Origin of the sequence: Streptomyces sp. NPDC048185, from assembly GCF_043202495.1 — a bacterium.
GTDB lineage: Bacteria > Actinomycetota > Actinomycetes > Streptomycetales > Streptomycetaceae > Streptomyces.
This window is the reverse complement of record NZ_JBIDAN010000004.1, coordinates 179,181-197,490: the sequence shown is the minus strand read 5'-3', so window position 1 is coordinate 197,490 and position 18,310 is coordinate 179,181. Positions and strand designations below refer to the sequence as shown.

The 18,310-nt window shown below is 71.4% G+C and carries 14 protein-coding genes; 3 read left to right on the top strand and 11 right to left on the bottom strand.

Going from position 1 to position 18,310, the window contains the following annotated elements; translation table 11 throughout:
• The first annotated feature begins 30 nt into the window (after positions 1-30).
• Positions 31-1,005 carry a glycosyl hydrolase gene (locus ACGF3H_RS14495; RefSeq protein WP_362490902.1) on the top strand — a complete coding sequence of 325 codons (975 nt, stop codon included), beginning with the start codon at positions 31-33 and terminating at the stop codon, positions 1,003-1,005.
• A gap of 49 nt (positions 1,006-1,054) precedes the next feature.
• On the opposite strand, the gene ACGF3H_RS14490 is transcribed toward ACGF3H_RS14495, so the two are convergent.
• The 10 genes from ACGF3H_RS14490 to ACGF3H_RS14445 all read right to left on the bottom strand — a co-directional run bounded on the left by ACGF3H_RS14490 (position 1,055) and on the right by ACGF3H_RS14445 (position 14,924).
• Positions 1,055-1,732 carry an alpha/beta fold hydrolase gene (locus ACGF3H_RS14490; protein WP_362490900.1) on the bottom strand — a complete coding sequence of 226 codons (678 nt, stop codon included), beginning with the start codon at positions 1,730-1,732 and terminating at the stop codon, positions 1,055-1,057.
• A 61-nt stretch (positions 1,733-1,793) separates the two neighbouring features.
• A complete protein-coding gene (locus ACGF3H_RS14485) occupies positions 1,794-2,849 on the bottom strand; it encodes a LacI family DNA-binding transcriptional regulator (RefSeq protein ID WP_362490897.1) in 1,056 nt (351 codons plus the stop codon).
• Positions 2,842-5,319: a glycoside hydrolase family 2 protein gene (locus tag ACGF3H_RS14480; RefSeq protein ID WP_362490894.1), complete on the bottom strand. Its 2,478-nt coding sequence runs from the start codon at positions 5,317-5,319 to the stop codon at positions 2,842-2,844. Before ACGF3H_RS14480 ends, ACGF3H_RS14485 begins: the two co-directional genes overlap by 8 nt.
• Positions 5,320-5,366: 47 nt before the next feature.
• A complete protein-coding gene (locus tag ACGF3H_RS14475; protein ID WP_393587233.1) occupies positions 5,367-6,245 on the bottom strand; it encodes a carbohydrate ABC transporter permease in 879 nt (292 codons plus the stop codon).
• The gene (locus ACGF3H_RS14470; protein WP_362490892.1) at positions 6,242-7,207 is read right to left on the bottom strand and encodes a sugar ABC transporter permease; all 966 of its coding nucleotides are present in this window, start codon (positions 7,205-7,207) and stop codon (positions 6,242-6,244) included. The genes ACGF3H_RS14475 and ACGF3H_RS14470 overlap by 4 nt, the downstream gene beginning before the upstream one ends.
• Positions 7,208-7,339: 132 nt before the next feature.
• Positions 7,340-8,653 carry an extracellular solute-binding protein gene (locus ACGF3H_RS14465; RefSeq protein ID WP_362490891.1) on the bottom strand — a complete coding sequence of 438 codons (1,314 nt, stop codon included), beginning with the start codon at positions 8,651-8,653 and terminating at the stop codon, positions 7,340-7,342.
• Between the two features lie 690 nt (positions 8,654-9,343).
• A complete protein-coding gene (locus tag ACGF3H_RS14460) occupies positions 9,344-11,107 on the bottom strand; it encodes a thiamine pyrophosphate-dependent enzyme (RefSeq protein ID WP_362490888.1) in 1,764 nt (587 codons plus the stop codon).
• Positions 11,108-11,121: 14 nt separating this feature from the next.
• Positions 11,122-12,705 carry an FMN-binding glutamate synthase family protein gene (locus tag ACGF3H_RS14455; RefSeq protein ID WP_362490885.1) on the bottom strand — a complete coding sequence of 528 codons (1,584 nt, stop codon included), beginning with the start codon at positions 12,703-12,705 and terminating at the stop codon, positions 11,122-11,124.
• A 90-nt stretch (positions 12,706-12,795) separates the two neighbouring features.
• A complete protein-coding gene (locus ACGF3H_RS14450; RefSeq protein ID WP_362490883.1) occupies positions 12,796-13,629 on the bottom strand; it encodes an SDR family oxidoreductase in 834 nt (277 codons plus the stop codon).
• Positions 13,630-13,754: 125 nt separating this feature from the next.
• Positions 13,755-14,924 carry an MFS transporter gene (locus tag ACGF3H_RS14445; protein ID WP_362490880.1) on the bottom strand — a complete coding sequence of 390 codons (1,170 nt, stop codon included), beginning with the start codon at positions 14,922-14,924 and terminating at the stop codon, positions 13,755-13,757.
• Between the two features lie 336 nt (positions 14,925-15,260).
• Between ACGF3H_RS14445 and ACGF3H_RS14440 the strand changes: the two genes are divergently transcribed.
• The gene (locus ACGF3H_RS14440; protein WP_362490878.1) at positions 15,261-16,097 is read left to right on the top strand and encodes a helix-turn-helix domain-containing protein; all 837 of its coding nucleotides are present in this window, start codon (positions 15,261-15,263) and stop codon (positions 16,095-16,097) included.
• Positions 16,098-16,184: 87 nt separating this feature from the next.
• Positions 16,185-16,478: a DUF3253 domain-containing protein gene (locus tag ACGF3H_RS14435; protein ID WP_362490875.1), complete on the top strand. Its 294-nt coding sequence runs from the start codon at positions 16,185-16,187 to the stop codon at positions 16,476-16,478.
• Positions 16,479-16,543: 65 nt separating this feature from the next.
• On the opposite strand, the gene ACGF3H_RS14430 is transcribed toward ACGF3H_RS14435, so the two are convergent.
• Positions 16,544-17,968: a non-reducing end alpha-L-arabinofuranosidase family hydrolase gene (locus tag ACGF3H_RS14430; RefSeq protein ID WP_362490872.1), complete on the bottom strand. Its 1,425-nt coding sequence runs from the start codon at positions 17,966-17,968 to the stop codon at positions 16,544-16,546.
• Positions 17,969-18,310: the final 342 nt, after the last annotated feature.

The window sequence follows — 18,310 nt, the reverse complement described above, 5'->3', positions numbered from 1 at the left end:
AGAAGAATTCGGTACTGGGTCGCTTCCGTCGTGACCGCTGCGGCCGTCACCGCAGCGGTTCTGGTCTGGCCCGCGACGGAATCCGCGCAAGCATTTCCCGCCACTTCCAAGCAGACGGTGCTGAACTATCTGCGTGACATCACCGGGAACCACATCGTTTCCGGGCAGCACAACAAGGAGCCCGCCTCCGCGCCCGGACAGTACACGCAGCAGGTCAAGGACGTGACCGGGCAGTACCCCGGGCTGTGGGGCGGCGACCTGATGTTCGCCGCCGGCGACGTGGCCAACCGGCAACGGGTGGTCGACCAGGCGAAGACCGAGTGGGCGAACGGCTCGCTGGTCGCGCTCACCTGGCACGTCTGCCCGCCGACCGGTGGGAGCAGTTGCGCGTTCGAGGGCGGCGTGAAGTCGCACGTCTCCGACGCGCAGTTCTCACAGATCATCACCGAGGGAAGCGCCCTGAACAACGCCTGGAAGCGGCGCCTCGACGAAGTCGTCCCCTACCTCCAGCAGCTGAAGAACGCGGGCGTCCCCGTCCTCTTCCGGCCACTGCACGAAATGAACGAGTCCTGGAACTGGTGGGGAAACCGGCCCGGAGCGAAAGGAAGCGCACGGCTCTACCAGATCACCCGCGACTACCTCGCCGGAACGAAAGGGCTCGACAATCTGATCTGGGTCTGGAACGTGCAGGACAATCCGGCGGGCGGCTGGAGCGGTTATTACCCCGGCAGCCAGTACGTGGATGTCGTCTCGCTGGACGTCTGGTACAAGAACCACCCCAGTTCCGCCGACTACCAGCAGATGCAAAGCATCGCGGGGACGAAACCCATGGCTCTCGCGGAGATGGGCAAGGTCCCGAACGACGCGCTCCTCAACAGCCAGCCCCGGTGGGCGTGGTTCATGATGTGGTCCGAACAGCTGCGCGGGAACAACACGAACGCCGAGATCCAGGCGGCGTATTTCCACCCCCGTGTGCTGAACCAGGGTGAGGTCGTGCTGCCCTGACGCCCCCCTGCCGCGGGCCCTGCGCGACTCGGCCGGCCGGCGGTGCCGGTCACAGCCAGCCGCGCAGCGCCCGCAGGAATCCCGCCGGATCGTCACGGTGGACGGTGTGCCCCGCGCCGTCCACCGTGCGTACGTGCCAGCCGCGGCGGCTCAGTGCCGCGGCCTCCCCCGGCGGGATCCGCTCGCTGGGGCCGGCGAGCACGACGAGCGAGGGGACGGCCGGGGCGTCCGGCAGGCCGGGCAGGTGCGCGAGGGCGGTGACGGATGCGGGGTCCCAGGCGGCGAGGGCGTGCAGCTCGGCGGTGATGTCGTCGTCGTGCCAGCGCGGGTGTGCGGCACGCAGCTGCCCCCGGGTGGCGTGCTTGACGGCGCGCAGGGCGTCCAGGTCCCGCCGCCGGGGCAGCCAGGCGGGGTCGCAGTGGACGGCACGGCCGCACCGCAGTCCGGGCACGGCGAGCAGGAGCGCGGCCGAGCCCAGCGAGTGGCCGACGCCGAGGTCGGGGGCCGCCGGCAGGGTCTCCAGCAGGCCGGCGGCGAGCGCGCTGGGCGTGTACGCCTCGGCGGTCGCGCTGGCTCCGTGGCCGGGCAGGTCCACGGCGACGACCCGGTAGCCGTGTCCGGCGATCACCGGGGCGACGCGGTTCCAGCTGCGTGAGTCCGTCATGATGCCGTGCACCAGTACGGCGGTTCGGGGGCCGTGGCCCCAGATCCGCGTTTCGAGTTTCATAAGTCGCCGTCCAGGAGCGCCCGGGCACGGTGGAGCACGGCACCGGACCCGCGGCGCCCGGTCAGTCGGTGGCCCGCGGCGGCGCGCTGCTGCCGCGGGGCAGCAGGACGGGGGTCGCGGCGGGGCCCGAGGAGGGGTTGCGCCGGTGGACCACGTCGAACAACCGGCGGGTGACGTCGGCACCGAAACCGAAGACGTCGTGGCTCATCGCGGACAGGGTCGGGTGGGTGAGCTGGCAGAGCTGGGAGTCGTCCCAGGCGATCAGGCTGATGTCCCTCGGCACGCTCAGGCCCATCTCGGCGGCCACGGAGAGGCCCGCGACGGCCATGATGTCGTTGTCGTAGACGATCGCCGTGGGCCGCTCGCGGGAGGCGAGCAGCGACCGGGTGGCCCGGGCGCCCTGCTCACCGGAGTAGTCGGTGGTGAGGCTGCGGGCCGGCTCCAGGCCCAGTTCCGCGACGATCGCGTTCAGCGCCGCGGTACGGATCATGGTGTGGCCGAGCGTCGGGTGGCCGCCCACCCGTGCGATCCGCCGGTGTCCGAGAGCGGCGAGGTAGCGCACCGCCTCGTGGACGGCGGTCTCGTCGTCGGTCCACACCGAGGTGAAGTCGCCGGTCAGGGACGGGTGGCCGACCGCGACGGCCGGCAGCCCGATCGTCGCCAGTTCGGTGATCCGGGGGTCGTCGCGCCGGATGTCGACCAGGATCGAACCCGCGATCCGGCGCGACTGCCACCACTGGCGCTGCACGGCGATCTCCTGGGCGGTGTCCCGCACCAGGTGCAGCAGCAGCGAGCACCCCTGCTCCTCCAGGACCGACTCGACCCCGGAGACGAACTCCATGTAGAAGGGTTCGAGGCCCAGTTGCCGCGCCGGGCGGGCGATGACCAGGCCGACGGTGTCCCCCGCTCCGGTAGCCGACCCGGACAGCTTGATCGCGGCCTGGTTCGGCACCCACCCCAGTTCGGCCACGGCCGCCATGATGCGTTCCCGCGTGGCCTCCGAGACGCCCGGGCGGTTGTTGAAGGCGAGCGACACCGCGCCACGGGACACACCGGCCCGGGCCGCCACGTCGGTGATCGTGACGCGCCCCGGCCGGCGTGCCTTCCCCTCAGGCACGGACGGCTCCGCCTCCGTTGACGCAGAACAGTGCGGCCCGGGCGGCCGTCGCGTCGGGTCGTGCCCAGCCGGTGACCCGCCACGTCGTGCTCTCGCCGGGCAGGAGGGTCACCCGCCCCTGGTCGGTGCGGGCGTGCGCGTCCAGCCGGTCGGCCTGGAGCAGCAGGTCCCGTACGAGCGTGCCGGCCGTGACCGTGATCAGCGCGTCGTCCTCGCCGTCCGCGCTCACCCGGACCTCGTAGGACGCGTCGGGGTAGGCGAACTCGCGGTCCGCGCAGGGGAAGTGCACCGCGCGCAGACCGTCCGCGTCGGCCACGAGGAACTCCCGGCGCACGTCGCCGAAGCGCGCGACCTGCTCCGGCAGCCGCTCCAGCGCCACCTCCCGTCCCCCGGCCTTCAGCGTGACCTCGGCGTGGGCCAGCACCGTGCCGTCCGCACCGATCCGGCGGACCGTCGCGGTGGTGCCCCAGACCGCCGCGCCCTGGTTGCAGCCCACGAGCACCGGATCACCGTCCCGGTCCTGGATCGTCAGCAGCCGGTCGGCGTACAGCCGGCGCAGCTCGAAGTAGAGGGGCTTGAGCCGGCCGTCGCCGTCGATCGCCGCCCAGGACGTGACCGGCCAGCAGTCGTTGAGCTGCCACAGCACCGTGCCGGCGCAGCGCGGCCAGTGGGACCGCCAGTGTTCGACCCCCGCGGCCACGGCCCGCGCCTGGTTGAGCTGGGTCAGGTAGTGCCAGGTGTCGAAGCCGGCGGGCGGCGCGAAGTGCGGGGCGAGCCCCCGGTTCAGTTTGCCGTTGCCGTCCTCGGCCTTCTGGTGGTGCAGCATGCCGGGCGAGTCCGCCGTCAACGGCCTGTCGGACAGGGCACGTTCCAGCGTGGCGAGCGCCGGCGGCGCCTGCCAGCCGAACTCGGCGACGAAGCGCGGCACCGTGCCGAGGTAGTCGCCGTAGTCGCGGCGGTTCCAGACCTCCCACGAGTGCGCGGTGCCGTGGCGGGGGTCGTTGGGCGCGTGGTCCCAGGATCCCGACCAGGGGCTGCCCGCCCAGTACGGGCGGGTCGGGTCCGTCTGCGCCACGACGCGGGGCAGCAGGCCCAGGTAGTAGCCCTCGCCCCACGAGTCGCCGGCCAGGGCCTGCTCCCAGTCCCAGTCGGCGAAGCCCCAGAGGTTCTCGTTGTTGCCGTTCCACAGCACCAGCGACGGGTGGGGCATCAGCCGGGCCACGTTCTCCCGGGCCTCGGCCTCGATCTCCGAGCGCAGCGGCTGTTCCTCGGGGTAGGCGGCACAGGCGAACAGGAAGTCCTGCCAGACCATCAGGCCCAGTTCGTCGCAGACGTCGTAGAAGGCCCGGTCCTCGTAGATGCCGCCGCCCCACACGCGCACCAGGTCCACACCCGCTTCGGCGGCCTGGGTGAGCCGGGCGCGGTAGCGGTCGGCGGTGACGCGGGCGGGGAAGGCGTCGTCGGGGATCCAGTTCACTCCGCGGGCGAAGACCGGGGTGCCGTTGACGACCAGGGTGAACGCGCTCCCGTGGGCGTCCGCGGAGGTGTCGAGCTCGATCGTGCGGAAGCCGATGCGGCGCTCCCACGTGTCCAGGGTCCCGCCGCCGTCCGGGTCGCGGAGGACGACCTTGCACCCGTACAACGGCTGGTCCCCGTAGCCGCGTGGCCACCACAGCTCGGCGTCCGGGACCCGCACCGTCACCGTGGCGCTGTTCTCCCCCGGTGCGACGGCGGCCTCCGCGGAGGCGTCGCCGACGGCGGCCACCAGCCGCAGGGTGCGGTCACGTCCGGTCGCCGTGCGGTCCAGGTCTACGGTGATCTCGGCGACGCCGGTGCCGTCCTCGGCGACGGTGACGTGCGGACGGACCGCGGCCAGCCGGGCAGTGGACCACTGCTCGATCCGCGCCTCCCGCCACACGCCGGCCGTGACCAGGGTGGGACCCCAGTCCCAGCCGAACGAGCAGGCCATCTTGCGGATGTGGTTGAACGGCTCGGGGTAGGAGTTGGGCCGCTCCCCCAGTGCGGACCGCACAGCCTCCGCCTCGGTGTAGGCGGAGGTGAAGGCGACTTCGAGCGGGGCGGGCCCGTTTTCCGGCAGCCCGGTGACGTCGAACCGGTAGGACCGGTGCATGTTCCGGGTGCGGCCCAGCAGCCGGCCGCCGACGTGCACGGCGGCGACCGTGTCCAGGCCGTCGAAGACGAGGTCGGTGCGCTCGAACGCCTCGTCCCGTGCGGGCAGTTCGGTCGCGTACGTCCAGTCGGCACGGCCCACCCACGCGACCTCGTCCTCGTTGCGGTCGAGGTACGGGTCGGCCAGCCATCCCGCCGCCATCAGGTCGGTGTGGACACAGCCGGGCACCTGCGCCGGCACGGCGGTCCCGAACAGCCCCGCGGGCGCCTGTTCGGGCGTGTGACGGTCGGTGTTCAGGCGCAGCGTCCAGCCCTGGGACAGCGGGGTGCGGACCTTCATGCGGGACTCCTCGTGAGACGTGGTGCGGGGCGCGGCGGCAGGGCGGGTCACTTGGTGGAACCGGCCGCGAAGCCGCTGTAGATGAAGCGCTGGAGCGCCAGGAACACGATCAGGGTCGGCACGATCACCAGGATCGCGCCGGCGGAGATGGTCTCCCAGTGGGCGCCGAAGGGGCCCTTGAACCGGAACAGGGCGGTGGAGATGGTGCCGAGTTCGGGGTCGGGCATGTAGAGGAAGGGCACGTAGAAGTCGTTGTAGACGGCGATGCCCTTGACGATGACGACGGTGGCGACGGCCGGCCGCAGCATCGGAAGGATGATCTTGCGGTAGATGGTCCAGTGACTGGCGCCGTCGATGCGCGCGGCCTCGTCCAGGGACGTGGGGATGGACCGGATGAACTGCAGGAAGATGTAGATCGAGACGATGTCGGTGCCGGTGTAGAGCAGGATCGGCGCCCACCGCGTGTTGAAGGCGCCCAGTTCGTCGATCACCTGGAAGGTGGCGACCTGGGTGGTGACGCTGGGTACCAGCGTGGCCAGCAGGAAGGCGCCCATCACCAGTTTCTTCAGGCGAAACCGGAAACGGTCGATGGCGTAGGCGGTCATCGAGCCGATCAGCACGGTACCGGCGGTGGAGACCACGAGGATCAGCGCCGTGTTGCCGAACGCCCGTAGCATCGCGCCCTGTTCGAAGGCGGTCGCGTAGTTGCCGAAGTGGAACCAGTCGCCGGGCAGCGACAGCGGGCCGTCGTTCGCCACCTCCGACGGCGTTTTCAGCGACGTCAGCAGGACGACGCCGAGCGGGACGACGACCACGGCCGAGGCCAGCAGCAGGGAGAGGTACTTCAGGGCGACGGCGGTCCGGGACAGCGGGCCGCGGGCGGCGCGGCGCGGACGCGGGACGGGGACGGTGGTGTCGGTGGTCACGAGAGCTCCACCCTCTCCTCGGGAATCAGCCGGCGCTGGACCCAGGTGATCAGCAGGATCAGGACCAGCAGGACGACGGCGGAGGCCGACGCCAGACCGACCTTGTCGAACTGGAAGGCGAGTTTGACCGTCTGGATCACGAACGTCTCCGTGCCGTTCGCACCGCCGGTCATGATGTAGGGGATCTCGAAGACGGCCAGTGAGCCGGACACGGCGAGGACGAAGCTCAGGCTGATGACGGGCTTGATGCTGGGCGCGATGATGTGCCGGAACTGCTGCCAGCGGTTCGCCCCGTCCAGCTGCGCCGCCTCGTACAGGTGCGGCGGAATGGACTGGATGGCGCCCAGGAAGAGCACCATGTTCAGCCCCATGAAGCGCCACACCGACACCCCGGCCAGCGAGGGGTTGGCCAGGTCCGCGTCGCCCAGCCACAGGTGCTCGCCCTCGACGCCGACCGCGCGCAGCAGTGTGTCCAGGGTTCCGTCGGGCTGGAAGAAGTACAGGAACACGAAGCCGACGGCCACGCCGTTGATCAGGTAGGGGAAGAAGAGCAGCCCCTTGAACAGGTTGCGGAAGCGGGTGGCGAAGCTGAGGACGGTCGCGAAGTACAGGGCGAGTGCGATCTGCGCGATCGAGGCGACCAGGTAGAAGCCGCTGACGAGGAACACCTCGAACCGGGCGGGCCGCGTCACCAGGTCCGTGTAGTTCTCCCCGCCCACGAAGGAGCGGGTGGGGCTGACGCCGTCCCAGTCGGTGAAGCTGTAGCCGATCATGTCGGCCACCGGGACGTAGGTGAACATCACCAACAGCGTCAGCGGGGCGGCCAGGAAGAGCCAGGGGGTCAGGGCGGCGGCACGACGGCGTCCGCCGGTGCCGGACGGGCCGGCGGCGGGCTCGGGAGGCGGTGCGCTTCGCCGGCCGGCGGCAGGCGCCCCGGCGCGGGTCTTCTGGGCAGCGGTCATCTCATGGTTCCTCGTGGTGGGTTCCCGGTCGGGCCTGCTGAACGGCGGCGGCGCGGCGGACGACGGTTCCCCTGCCGTCCCGGTGCGACCGGGACGGCCTCTCCGGGCCGTTCCCGCCGTACCGTGGTGCGGTCAGCCGCCGAGGGTCTGCTGCGCCTCGGACCACTTCCCGTTCAGCTCGTCGAAGTAGCTGTCCATGTCGCCGTCGGCGGCGCCGCGGGCGACGTCCACGAGCTTCTGCCGGTAGTCCTGAGCGGTGATGCCGATCTCGGACGCCTTGTCGATCCCGTTGACCTCGGCCAGGTTCTCCTGGCGCTGCTGGATCAGGGTGACATCGTTGTCGTCGAAGTCCTTGAGCGTCTCCGGCAGCGGAGCGCCCTTCACGGAGGAGGGGGATCCCTCGGCGGCGGCCTGGCCGGACTTGGTGATGTACCAGTCGATCCAGGCGCGGGCGGCGGCCTTCCGGTCGGAGTGGACGTTGACCGCGTACTGGTAGTCGGGGCGCAGGACCGAGCAGAACTTCCCGTCCTTCTGCGCGGGGAACGGCATGAAGCCGATGTCGTCGGGGTTCGCGCCGGCGGCGTCGGCCGCGGCCCTCACCTGGGAGATCGCCCAGGAGCCGAGCCACATCGACGCGATCTTGCCGGTCGCGATCCGGGCCTTGGAGTCTTCCCAGTTGGTCGTGGTGGGGTCGGGTTCGGAGAGTTTCTTGTCGACGACCGTGTAGAGGAGCTTGTCGATCGCGTACAGGTCCGACCCCGGGCTCCAGGGCTTCTCCGTCTTCGCCAGGGCGTCGTAGGAGCCGGGGTCGCAGGTGGGAGCACCGATGGCGTTCGTCCAGTTGGTGAGCGGCCACCCGTCCTTGTAGTTCGTGTAGTAAGGCGTGGCGCCGGTCTTCGCCTTGACCGCCTGGAGATCCGCGACGAACTCCTCGGGAGTGGCGGGCCATTCGGTGATGCCGGCCTTCTTCCAGACCGCCTTGTTGTAGACGAACCCGTTGGCCACGCCGATGTTCGCCAGGCCGTAGACCTGGCCGTCGACGGTGGCGTGGTCGGTGTAGTCGAACTTCGCCGACAGTTCGCCGGCCTTGCCCAGGGGGGCGAAGAAGGTGGGGTACTGCTCGACGGACAGCGAGTTCGGGATCAGCAGGACGTCACCGTACTCGTCGGTGTTCATCCTGATCTTGGTCTCGCCCTCGTAGTCGGTCAGTCCCTCGAACTTGACCTTCACTCCGGGGTACACCTTGCGGAACTCCGCGGCGTACTTCTCCAGCGTGCCGTCGGCCATCTGGTCCGTCCTGTTGGTCAGGACCGTGATCTCGCCCGACACCTTCGCCGGATCGCTCGGCGGCGCGGCGATCTCACCGCCTCCGTCGCCGCCCTGACCGCTACAGGCTGTCGCCGCCACCATGACCGCGGCCACCACGGCCACCCGTTTTCTCCGCATCCCCGCCACCTCTCCTCGCGAACCGCCGACGCCGGACCGAGCAGGAACGCCGCGTCGACTGCCGGGACCCCGGCCTGATGAGCGCTCAACGTAGACGTACGTCCGCAGGCGTGTCCATAGACCGGTCTAGATGTTTCTCACCGAATTTCATGGGCCTGACCTGGGGCTTTACTAAACGATGACTAAATCGGACGGACGGTGGAGCCACTTCGGGAGGAGGTGCGGCCCGACGGTGGACATCGTTGTCAGAGCGTGGTCCGATGGGGTGCCGTCCCGGGCCCGGCCGTACGCGCGACCCTCGGGGAGAGGCATCACGAGGAGTAGCCGGGGTGTGGGGGGGCGGCGTCTTCGATCGCTCCTACCGCACCGGCGACTCCTCGCCCCTCGTCGGCATCAAGGGCTGCACCGCACCACGCACAGCAACGCGACCGGCCGGCGCCTCCGGAAGGAGAACCGGCCCAGCCTGGAAAGGAACGAGGCCACAGCAAGGGGCTCCCAGTCAGGTCGAAGCGCGTCGGACAGCCGTCGACGCTGTCATCGCGCCCCGAAAGCATTCGGGGAGTTGCTGGGAGTCTCCTGAGAGTTCGCACGGCGGGGCGGGGCCGGGCGGTTCCGGGCAGGACCGCCGGCCGCCGCGGCCCGATTCACAGACAGGTCTCCGGGTCGGCCAGGTGCCGGTGCCGGTGCCGGTCAGTCTCCGTCAGGCTCTCCGTGGCTGCGGACGACCTCCTTCACCTTGGCCAGCGCGAACCCCCAGCCCTGTTCGACCGTCGGCTCGGCGGGGACGGCGATCTCGTCGGGGTTGGTGAGAACGTCGAGCAGCACGGGGCCCGGAGTGCGCAGGGCGCGTTCGACGGCCTTCTCCACGTCCTCGGGGTCCGTCACGCGGATGCCGGTGATGCCCAGGGCCTCGGCCACGGCGGCGAAGTCTGGGTTGTCGAGCACGGTGCCGAACTCGGGCAGACCGGCCTGCTCCTGTTCGAGCTTCACCATGCCCAGCCGGCGGTTGTCGAAGACGACGAGCTTCACGGGAAGCCGGTACGTCTTCAGGGTCATGAGGTCCCCGAGGAGCATGCCCAGTCCGCCGTCACCGCAGAAGGCGACGACCTGCCTCCCGCGGTCCAGGAACTGGGCGCCCAGGGCCTGGGGCATGGCGTTGGCCATCGAGCCCAGGTTGTAGGAGCCGATGAGGCGTCGCTCGCCGCGCATCTCGACGAAGCGTGACAGCCACACCGTGGCCATGCCCGTGTCGGAGGTGAAGACGGCGTCGTCGGCCGCGAGGCGGTCGACGGCCGCGGCCAGGGACTCGGGCCGGATGTCGTGGGAGCGGTTGTCCAGCGCGGAGCGGATGCGGCCCACGACGCCCTTGTCGTGCGACGGGTCGGCGAGCCGGGCCTGGCCCGTGCGCCACCGGTCGAAGCGCTCCCGCGCCGTGTCCAGGTGCGAGCGGTCCCGCGCCCCCTCGGCTCCGGCGGGCGCGGCGGTGAGGTGGTCGAGGAGGTCGCGTACGGTGGCGCCGGCGTCGCCCACCAGCCCCACCTCGACCGGCACCCGGCGTCCGATGTGGGTCGCCTCGGTGTCCACCTGGATGACGGTCCGGCCCTCGGGATACCAGTCCCGGTAGGGGAAGTCGGTGCCGAGCAGCAGGAGCGTGTCCGCGTCCTGGAGGGCCCGCGCCGCGGCGGGATTGCCGATCAGGCCCGTCTGGCCGACCTGGAAGGGGTTCGCGTCGCCCTCGAAACCGGCCTTGGCCTTCAGGGTGAGCACCATGGGGGCGGCCAGTCGGTCGGCGAGGGCGAGAACGTCCTGGCGGGCGGCCCGGGCCCCCTCGCCGACGAGCAGGGTGACACGCTCGGACCGGTCGAGGAGCTCCGCGGCGCGGCGGACGGCGGACTCCTCCGGCCGGCTCAGCGGAGCGTTCAGCGAGAACCGGGCCGGCCGGTCCGCGGTCAGTTCGCGCTCGCCCAGGTCGCCGGGCACGGTGAGGACGGCGACGCCCTTGCGGCCCAGTGCGTGGCGCACGGCGGTCTCCAGCATCTGCGGCAGCTGGTCGGGCGAGGTGACGGTCGCGCGGAAGACGGCGACGTCGCTGAAGAGGGCGTCGTTGTCGACCTCCTGGAAGTAGTCGCTGCCGATCTCGGCGAGCGGCACCTGGCCGGCGATCGCCAGGACCGGGGCATGGCTCTTGGCCGCGTCGTACAACCCGTTGAGGAGGTGCACGAAGCCGGGGCCGACGGTGCCCATGCACACGCCGAGGGTGTCGGTGAGCTGCGACTGGGCGCTCGCGGCGAAGGCGGCCGCCTCCTCGTGCCGGCAGCCCACCCACTCCAGGCCGTCGGTGGAGCGGATGGCGTCCGTCAACGGGTTGAGCGCGTCCCCCACGACGCCGAACACCTGGCGCACGTCGAGCTCGCTCAGGGCGTCCACGATCACTTGGGCAACGGTACGGGCCACGTCATTCCTCCAGGTCACACGGTGAAACGGTCAGGGTCGGCGGCCTTCCAGTCGGCCGCCCAGGAAGCCGGTGGCCCGGCGAGCAACTGCCCCGGCTCGAGCCACTCGTACAGCTCCTCGTAGGAGCGTTCGGTCAGGGGGTCGACGCGCCGGTGGAGCATGTGCGGGCGCAGCTCCGCCGGGTCGGTGACGCCCATGGACGCCATGATCTGCAGTGCGCTCGCCACGGTCGCCTCCTGGAAGCGCCGGACACGCGGTGTCTTGTCCCGCACGTCGAGGGCACGGGCCCGGCGGCGGTCCTGGGTCGTGACGCCGGTGGGGCAGGTGTTGGTATGGCACCTCTGCGCCTGGATGCACCCGACGGCGAACATCATCGCCCGTGCCGCGTTGCCGTAGTCGGCCCCTTGCACCATGCGCTTGACGAGGTCGGTGCCCGTGGCGATCTTGCCGCTCGCCCCGATCCTGACGCGGTCGCGCAGGCCCGCCCCCACGAGGGCGTTGTGCACCGTGAGCAGGCCCTCGGTGAGCGGGGCACCCACGTGGTCGGCGAACTCCAGGGGCGCGGCCCCGGTCCCGCCCTCGGCGCCGTCCACCACGATGAAGTCGGGCGCCGTGCCCTCCTCCAGCATGGCCTTGCACACGGCCAGGAACTGCCTGCGTGAGCCCACGCACAGTTTGAACCCGGCGGGTTTGCCGCCGGACAGCTCGCGCATGCGGGCGACGAAGCGCACGAGTTCACGCGGGGTGGAGAACACCCGGTGGTACGGCGGGGAGACGACCGTGCGTCCCTCGGGCACACCGCGGACGCGGGCGATCTCGGCGTCCACCTTGGCGCCCGGCAGCACACCGCCGATACCGGGCTTCGCCCCCTGCGACAGCTTCAGGGACACGCACTTGACATGGTCGTGAGCGGCCTTGTCGGCGAACCGGGCCGCGTCGAAGTCCCCGTCCCGGGTCCGGCAGCCGAAGTACCCGGTGCCGATCTCCCAGACGAGGTCGCCGCCCGGACGCAGGTGGTACTCCGACAGTCCGCCCTCGCCGGTGTCCTGCGCGAACCCTCCGGCCGCCGCTCCGCCGTTGAGGGCCAGGACCGCGTTGGCCGACAGCGAGCCGAAGCTCATCGCCGACACGTTCAGCAGGGCCATGTCGTACGGCCGGGCGCAGTCCGGGCCGCCGACGCGCACCCGCGGCGGGGAGTCGGGCACCGGGCACGGAGCCATCGACGGGACGAGGAACTCGTAGCCGGGCCGGTACACGTCCCGCTCGGTGCCGAACGGCTCCTCCGCGTCGGTGCCCTTGGCACGCTCGTACACGATGCTGCGCACGTCCCGGTCGAAGGGGCGGCCGTCGAAGTTCCGCTCGACGAAGTACTGCTGGAGCTCCGGGCGGATGCGTTCCAGGAGGAAGCGGGCGTGGCCGATGACGGGATAGTTGCGCAGCACCGCATGCCGGCGCTGCGCCAGGTCCCGTACGGCCAGCAGCCCCAGCAGGAGCACCGGCACGGCGGCGAGCCACCACCAGGGGGAGATCAGGGCGGCCGCCGAGGAGGCCAGCACACCGGCGGCGAGCGTCGAAAGGGCGAGGGCTATGCGTGTCACCACTCGCTCCTTGCCCTGCGATCGCTCCCCATGTCCCGCGGTCGCGTCAAAGGTCCGCCAAGTGCGGGGACGCCGGAGGAGCGGCGGTGCTCAGCGAGGGGTGCCGGACGCCTCGTCGTGGCGTGGCACGACACGGAAGTCGAACGGGAGCGTCCCGGGGTCCAGGGCGGTCGCCCCGCCGTCCACGGTGAGGACTGCGCCGTTCACGTACGACGCCGCCGGGGACAGCAGCCAGCCGACGGCCTCCGCCACCTCGTGCGGCCGGCCCGGCCGGCCCAGGGGGAGGAACCCGGTGACCTCTTCGTAGGCCGCCTCCACCCCGTCTCCCCGCAGGTCCGCCTCCGCGGCGAAGCGCGCCATGCGGCGGTCGGCCATCTCGCTCCTCACCCAGCTCGGGCACACGATGTTGGCGCGCACGCCCTGCCGCCCGTAGTCGACGGCGACGGAACGGCACAGCTGGAGGAGGGCCGCCTTGGACGTGGCGTAGGGGGCGTTGCTCGTGCCGTTGCGCAGCGCGGACACCGACGCGACGGCGACCACGGCCCCGCTCGTCTCCAGCAGGTGCGGGATCGCCGCGCGCAGGAGCAGCAGCGGACCGGTGACGTTGGTGCGCATCACCTCGTCCCAGTCCTCCAGCGACAGGTCGCCCACGCTGCCACCGCGTCCGATGCCCGCGTTGAGCACCAGCCCGTCGAGCCGTCCGTAGGCGTCCAGGGCCGCACGGACCAGAGTGCCGACGGCCTCGGGATCCGCCGCGTCGGCGGGGTGCGCGAGGACGCCGGTCTCCCGTTCCAGGCGTCGCAGCGGCTCGCTGCGCCGGCCGGAGACGACCACGTCGTGCCCTTCTTCGCGCAGCAGCCGGGCGGTGGCCTCCCCGATCCCCGTACCTCCGCCGGTCACGATGACGACTCTCTTGTCCACCACTGCTGTTCGGCTCCTCGGCCACTTCGGTACCGCCACGACACGACCGAGCCTAGATCCCGCCGAACGGCTGCCCTCTGTTTCGGGACAGGGGACGCCCCGGCCCGGACCTCTTCTCGGACCGGCGCTCAGCGGTAGCGGGCCCGGCCCACCGCCGCGGCCACCGTCAGGGGCACGGTCAGGACCGCCGCCAGCCAGAACAGGGGGCGGTAGCCGTGCGCCTGAGCGGTTGAGGCGGCCAGCCCGGTGGCCACGGCACTGCCCACGTAGAGGGCAGTGCCGAACAGGGCCACGCCCGTGGCGCGGGCCGCCGGGGTGAGGGCCGTCGCCCACGACTGGATCGTGGAGTGCATGAAGGACCAGCCGCCCCCGAGGAGCAGGGCGGCCACGACGAGCACCCCGGTGGTCTGGCGGTATCCGGCGAGCAGGTACGCCAGCGCCATCTGCGCTCCGCCTGCCCCGATCAGGCCCACCGGGGACCACCGTCCGACGAGCCGCCTGACCACCTGCGCCGCGGCCATGGCGCCGGCTCCGTACAGGGCCGCTACCGCGCCGGCCAGGGCGGTGGGAACTCCGTGCTCCTCCAGGGCGGGGGCCAGGTAGGTCAGGAAGCCGAGCAGCACCGCCCCCTCCAGCATCGCCACCGCCATGACGTACCACTGCCACCGGGAGGACAGGACCACGCGGAAGGGCGCCGACAGGGAACCCGGGCGCGTCCGCTCGGGCTCGGGGAGGCGGCGCAGGGCCACCGCCAGGTAGGCGGCGAGGACGCCGGGCACGGCGAACACCAGCCGCCACGTGAGGTAGTGCGCCAGCGTTCCGGCGACGACCGTGGCCACGGCGGTGCCCAGCGCGAACGCGGTCATCAGCTCGCTGAGGGGGCGCTGCCGTGCGGCGGCGGGCACCGTGTCGCCCACGTACGTCAAGGAGGCGGCGATGGAGGCGGCGAAGAACGCGCCGGCCAGGGCGCGGGCCCCGATCAGCACGGGGGCGTCGGGAGCCAGGGCCGAGGCCAGGGCGGCCGCCGCCGCGCCGGTCGACGACACCCGCATCACCCGCACGCGGCCCCAGCGGTCGCTGATCGCCCCCCACACCGGCTGCATCAGCCCGTAGGCGAGGTAATAGCCGCTCACGGCCGGCACCACGGCGGGGAGCGGGACCCCGAGCCGCGGGCCGATGAGAACGAGCATGGGCGCGATGCAGAAGCGGTCGAAGTTGCTGACGAATCCTGCGGTGCGCAACAGCCGCAGGGAGGACGCCGGCAAGGTGGCGACGGGTGTCGGCGCGGCGGTGGTCACAGGGGGACGCCCCTTCCGGAGGGGTACGACGGGAACGGGTGAGGGAAGGGACCGCTCCTCGGCGGACGCGGTCCGTCACCAGTTCAGCACCGGGCCCGGCGGGGCGGAGACCACTGGCTGTTGGCGTCACTCACAGCCTGCCGGTCCGGCGTCGCGCCTGGTGGGGCAGCATGACGAGGGGGCGCCCGCGTCGGGGCGGACGCCCGCTGTCCGAAGGAGAGGCACGATGACGCGCGGTCGGCCGTCGCCCCTGCCCACCCGCACACCCTCCGTCACGGACCGCGCTCCCTCGCCGGCCGGGGCCGGCCGCGGACGTGGTGGCCGGAGCCGTGGCCGGTGAGCGCGGTACCCACCCCGTCGGACGGCTCCCCCCGCCGTGAACTGGGGGCCTTCCTGCGTTCCCGCCGCGAACGGCTGGCACCGGCGGAGGTGGGCCTGCCGGACGTACCGGGACGCCGGACCCCGGGGCTGCGGCGGGCCGAGGTCGCGGAACTCGCCGGCATCAGCGTCTCCTGGTACACGTGGCTGGAGCAGGGCCGGGCGCGTGCCTCGCGGCAGGTGCTGAGCGCGGTGTCGCGGGTACTGCGGCTGGACGCCGCCGAGACCGCGCACGTCCTGTCGTTCGCGGAGGAGAGCAGGCCACCCGCCGACGCTGCCACCTGGGTGTCACGCAACCTGCTCAGTCTGGTGCAGGCCATGGGACCGCACCCTGCCGTGGTCCTCGACCCGCACTGGGACCTGCTGGCGTGGAATGCCGGGTACGCCGCTCTGCTGACCGATCCGGCGCGGCTGCGTCCCAAGCAGCGCAACCTTCTCTGGCTGGTGTTCCGCTGGCCGCCGGCGCGCGTCCTGCTGGCCGACTGGGAGAACGAGGCTCGCGCCCTGCTCGGCCAGTTCCGGTCCCGGGCGGCCCGCCGGCCGGACGATCCGCGGTTCGCCGAACTCGTCGGCGAGCTGCTGGCGGACGACGACGCGGCCCGTTGGTACGAGCGCCGGGAGACGGCCGGGTTCGAGCCCTCGATCCGTCGTTTCCGGCATCCGTCCGTGGGCGCGCTGCGCCTTCGGTACGTGAAGCTGGCCGCCGTCGACGAGCCCGGTCACCACTTCCTGGCCTACCTGCCCGACGACCGCGAGTCCGAGGACGCGTTGCGCCGCCTGCAGCCGGACCGGTGACGCGTCACGGCACGGGGAGGTGCGTCGGCCGGCGCTCCGGGCTCGGCCGGCCGACGGCTGCTCGCGAACGGTGCCACACTCGATGGCGTGGCGGAGACGGACCGACAGCTCGCCCATCGGCTGGAGCAGGCCATCAGGGACCTGCTGGAGCGCCGTGCGGCCACGGCCTCGATCTGTCCGTCCGACGCCGCGCGAGAGGTCTACGAAGGTGACGACGACGGCTGGCGAGCCCTGATGGAAGCGGCTCGCCGAGCGGCCTGGCGTCTGGTGGCGGCCGGCGAGGTCGAGGTGACCCGGGCCGGCCGGCCCGTGACGGAGGCCGAGGCCCGCGGCCCCGTCCGCATCCGCCGCGCCGGTTCTCACCGGCCCCGCTCGCGATGACCCTCACGGCCGGCCGCGTCCGCGCCGGACATCGCACCACCTCATGGTCGTCGTGATCGGAAAGGTCAGCGCCGCAGGGTGAGGACGCCCGGCCGCCACGGCAGCCGGTTGTACTCGCCGCCCGCGTTCGGGTCCTTGCCCTGGTAGAGGAACTGCAGGTTGCAGGGGTCGACGGTCATGGTCTGGTCGGGGTTGTCGCGGACCAGGTCGCCGTGGCTGATGTCGTTGGTCCAGCCGGCCCCGCTGTTGGCCTTGCCCGCGAAGGGGTTGCTCTCAGCGGTGGCCTGCGGGGTCCAGGACCCGTTGAGGCTGGAGGCGGTGAAGGAGCGGAAGTAGCGCCCGTTCGCGCCCATGGCCTCGACGATCATGAGGTACTGGTTCTGGCCCTGAACCTTGTAGACCTGGACGCCCTCGAAGAGGTTGGCCTTCGTGTCGCTCATGACCGTCGTGTACGACGAGCCGAAGGAGCCCGGGAAGTTCCCGATCGGCATGCTCGCCCGGTAGATCTTGCCGTTGTCACCGGCGAAGAACAGGTACATGTTCTGGCCGTCGGCGATCAGGGTCTGGTCGATCGGTCCGGTGTCGGATCCGGAGATGCTCCCGGTGAACAGCGGCTGCGGAGCGGACCAGCCGTTGGGATCGGTGGGGTCGCTCGACGTGCGGTAGATGAAGGGCCATGCACCCCACTGGTACGCCAGCACCCAGACGTTCTTGGGCGCGAACCAGAACAGCGTGGGCGCCACCGCGGCCTGGCTCATCCCGGTCTGGCCGGCCGATGCCATGTCCGACCAGTTCGTGAAGGGACCGAACATCATCGAGCCGTACGACGATCCCGACACGTTCGACGCGTAGACGAGGTGCTTGCCGTTGTGCGTCACGGTGGTGAAGTCCTTCACCGCGGCCCACCCGTTCGCCGGCTGCGCCAGCACGCCCGTCGACGTCCAGCGGTACGTCGACGGCAGCGCGCACGTGCCGTCCGTCGGCGGCGTCCCGGTCGGACCGGTCCACTTCTGGTTGCTGCCGCCGTTGCACGTCCACAGCTGCACCGCCGTGCCGTTGGCCGTACCGGCGCCCGCCGCCTCCAGGCACAGCCCGGACTCCACGCCGACGACCGTACCGTCGGAGTTCACCCGCCACTGCTGGTTCGCACCGCCGGAACAGCCCCAGATCTGCACGCGGGTACCGGCCTTGGTGGCGTGGCCCGGAACATCCAGGCACTTGTTCCCGTACACGGTCAACTGGTGGGCATCCGTCGACGTCCACTGCTGGTTGGTTCCGTTCCAGCAGTCGTAGATCTGCAGGTACGTGCCGTCGGTCTGAGCGGCGCCCGGCACATCGAGACACCGGCCCGAACCGGTACCGCGCAGGATGCCACTGGCAGCCGCCTGAGCCGGGGCGGCGACGAGCATCGCCGCCGACGCGGTCAGGGCCGCGACCACGGCGGCGAGGACCGCAGACGGACGCCTGCGGCGGAAACTTCGTCTGTGCATGGAGATTCCCCAACCTTGAATTGACGGTTCCGGTCGGCCGCGTCGCGTCACGCGGGTTCGACATGTCGAACGAGGGTCGCAATGTCGAGCACGGTGAGTGTTAGGGAGCAGCCGTACCGCGTCAACCTCTCTCGCACGAATCGCTTCTGTTTCCGAAACAATTGCGCCGACCTGGGCGCCGAGCGCTGCCCACGGAGCAATGTCGAGGTCAAGTAGCCACGGACGTTCCCCTGGAGGCGTGGACAAGTGATGGGGCGAAAGTTTCGACTCCCAGGCAGAAAAATTCTGTCCGCCGAGGGTGTTGACGATGCATCGTCAACACCCAATCATTCCTGTCCTGAG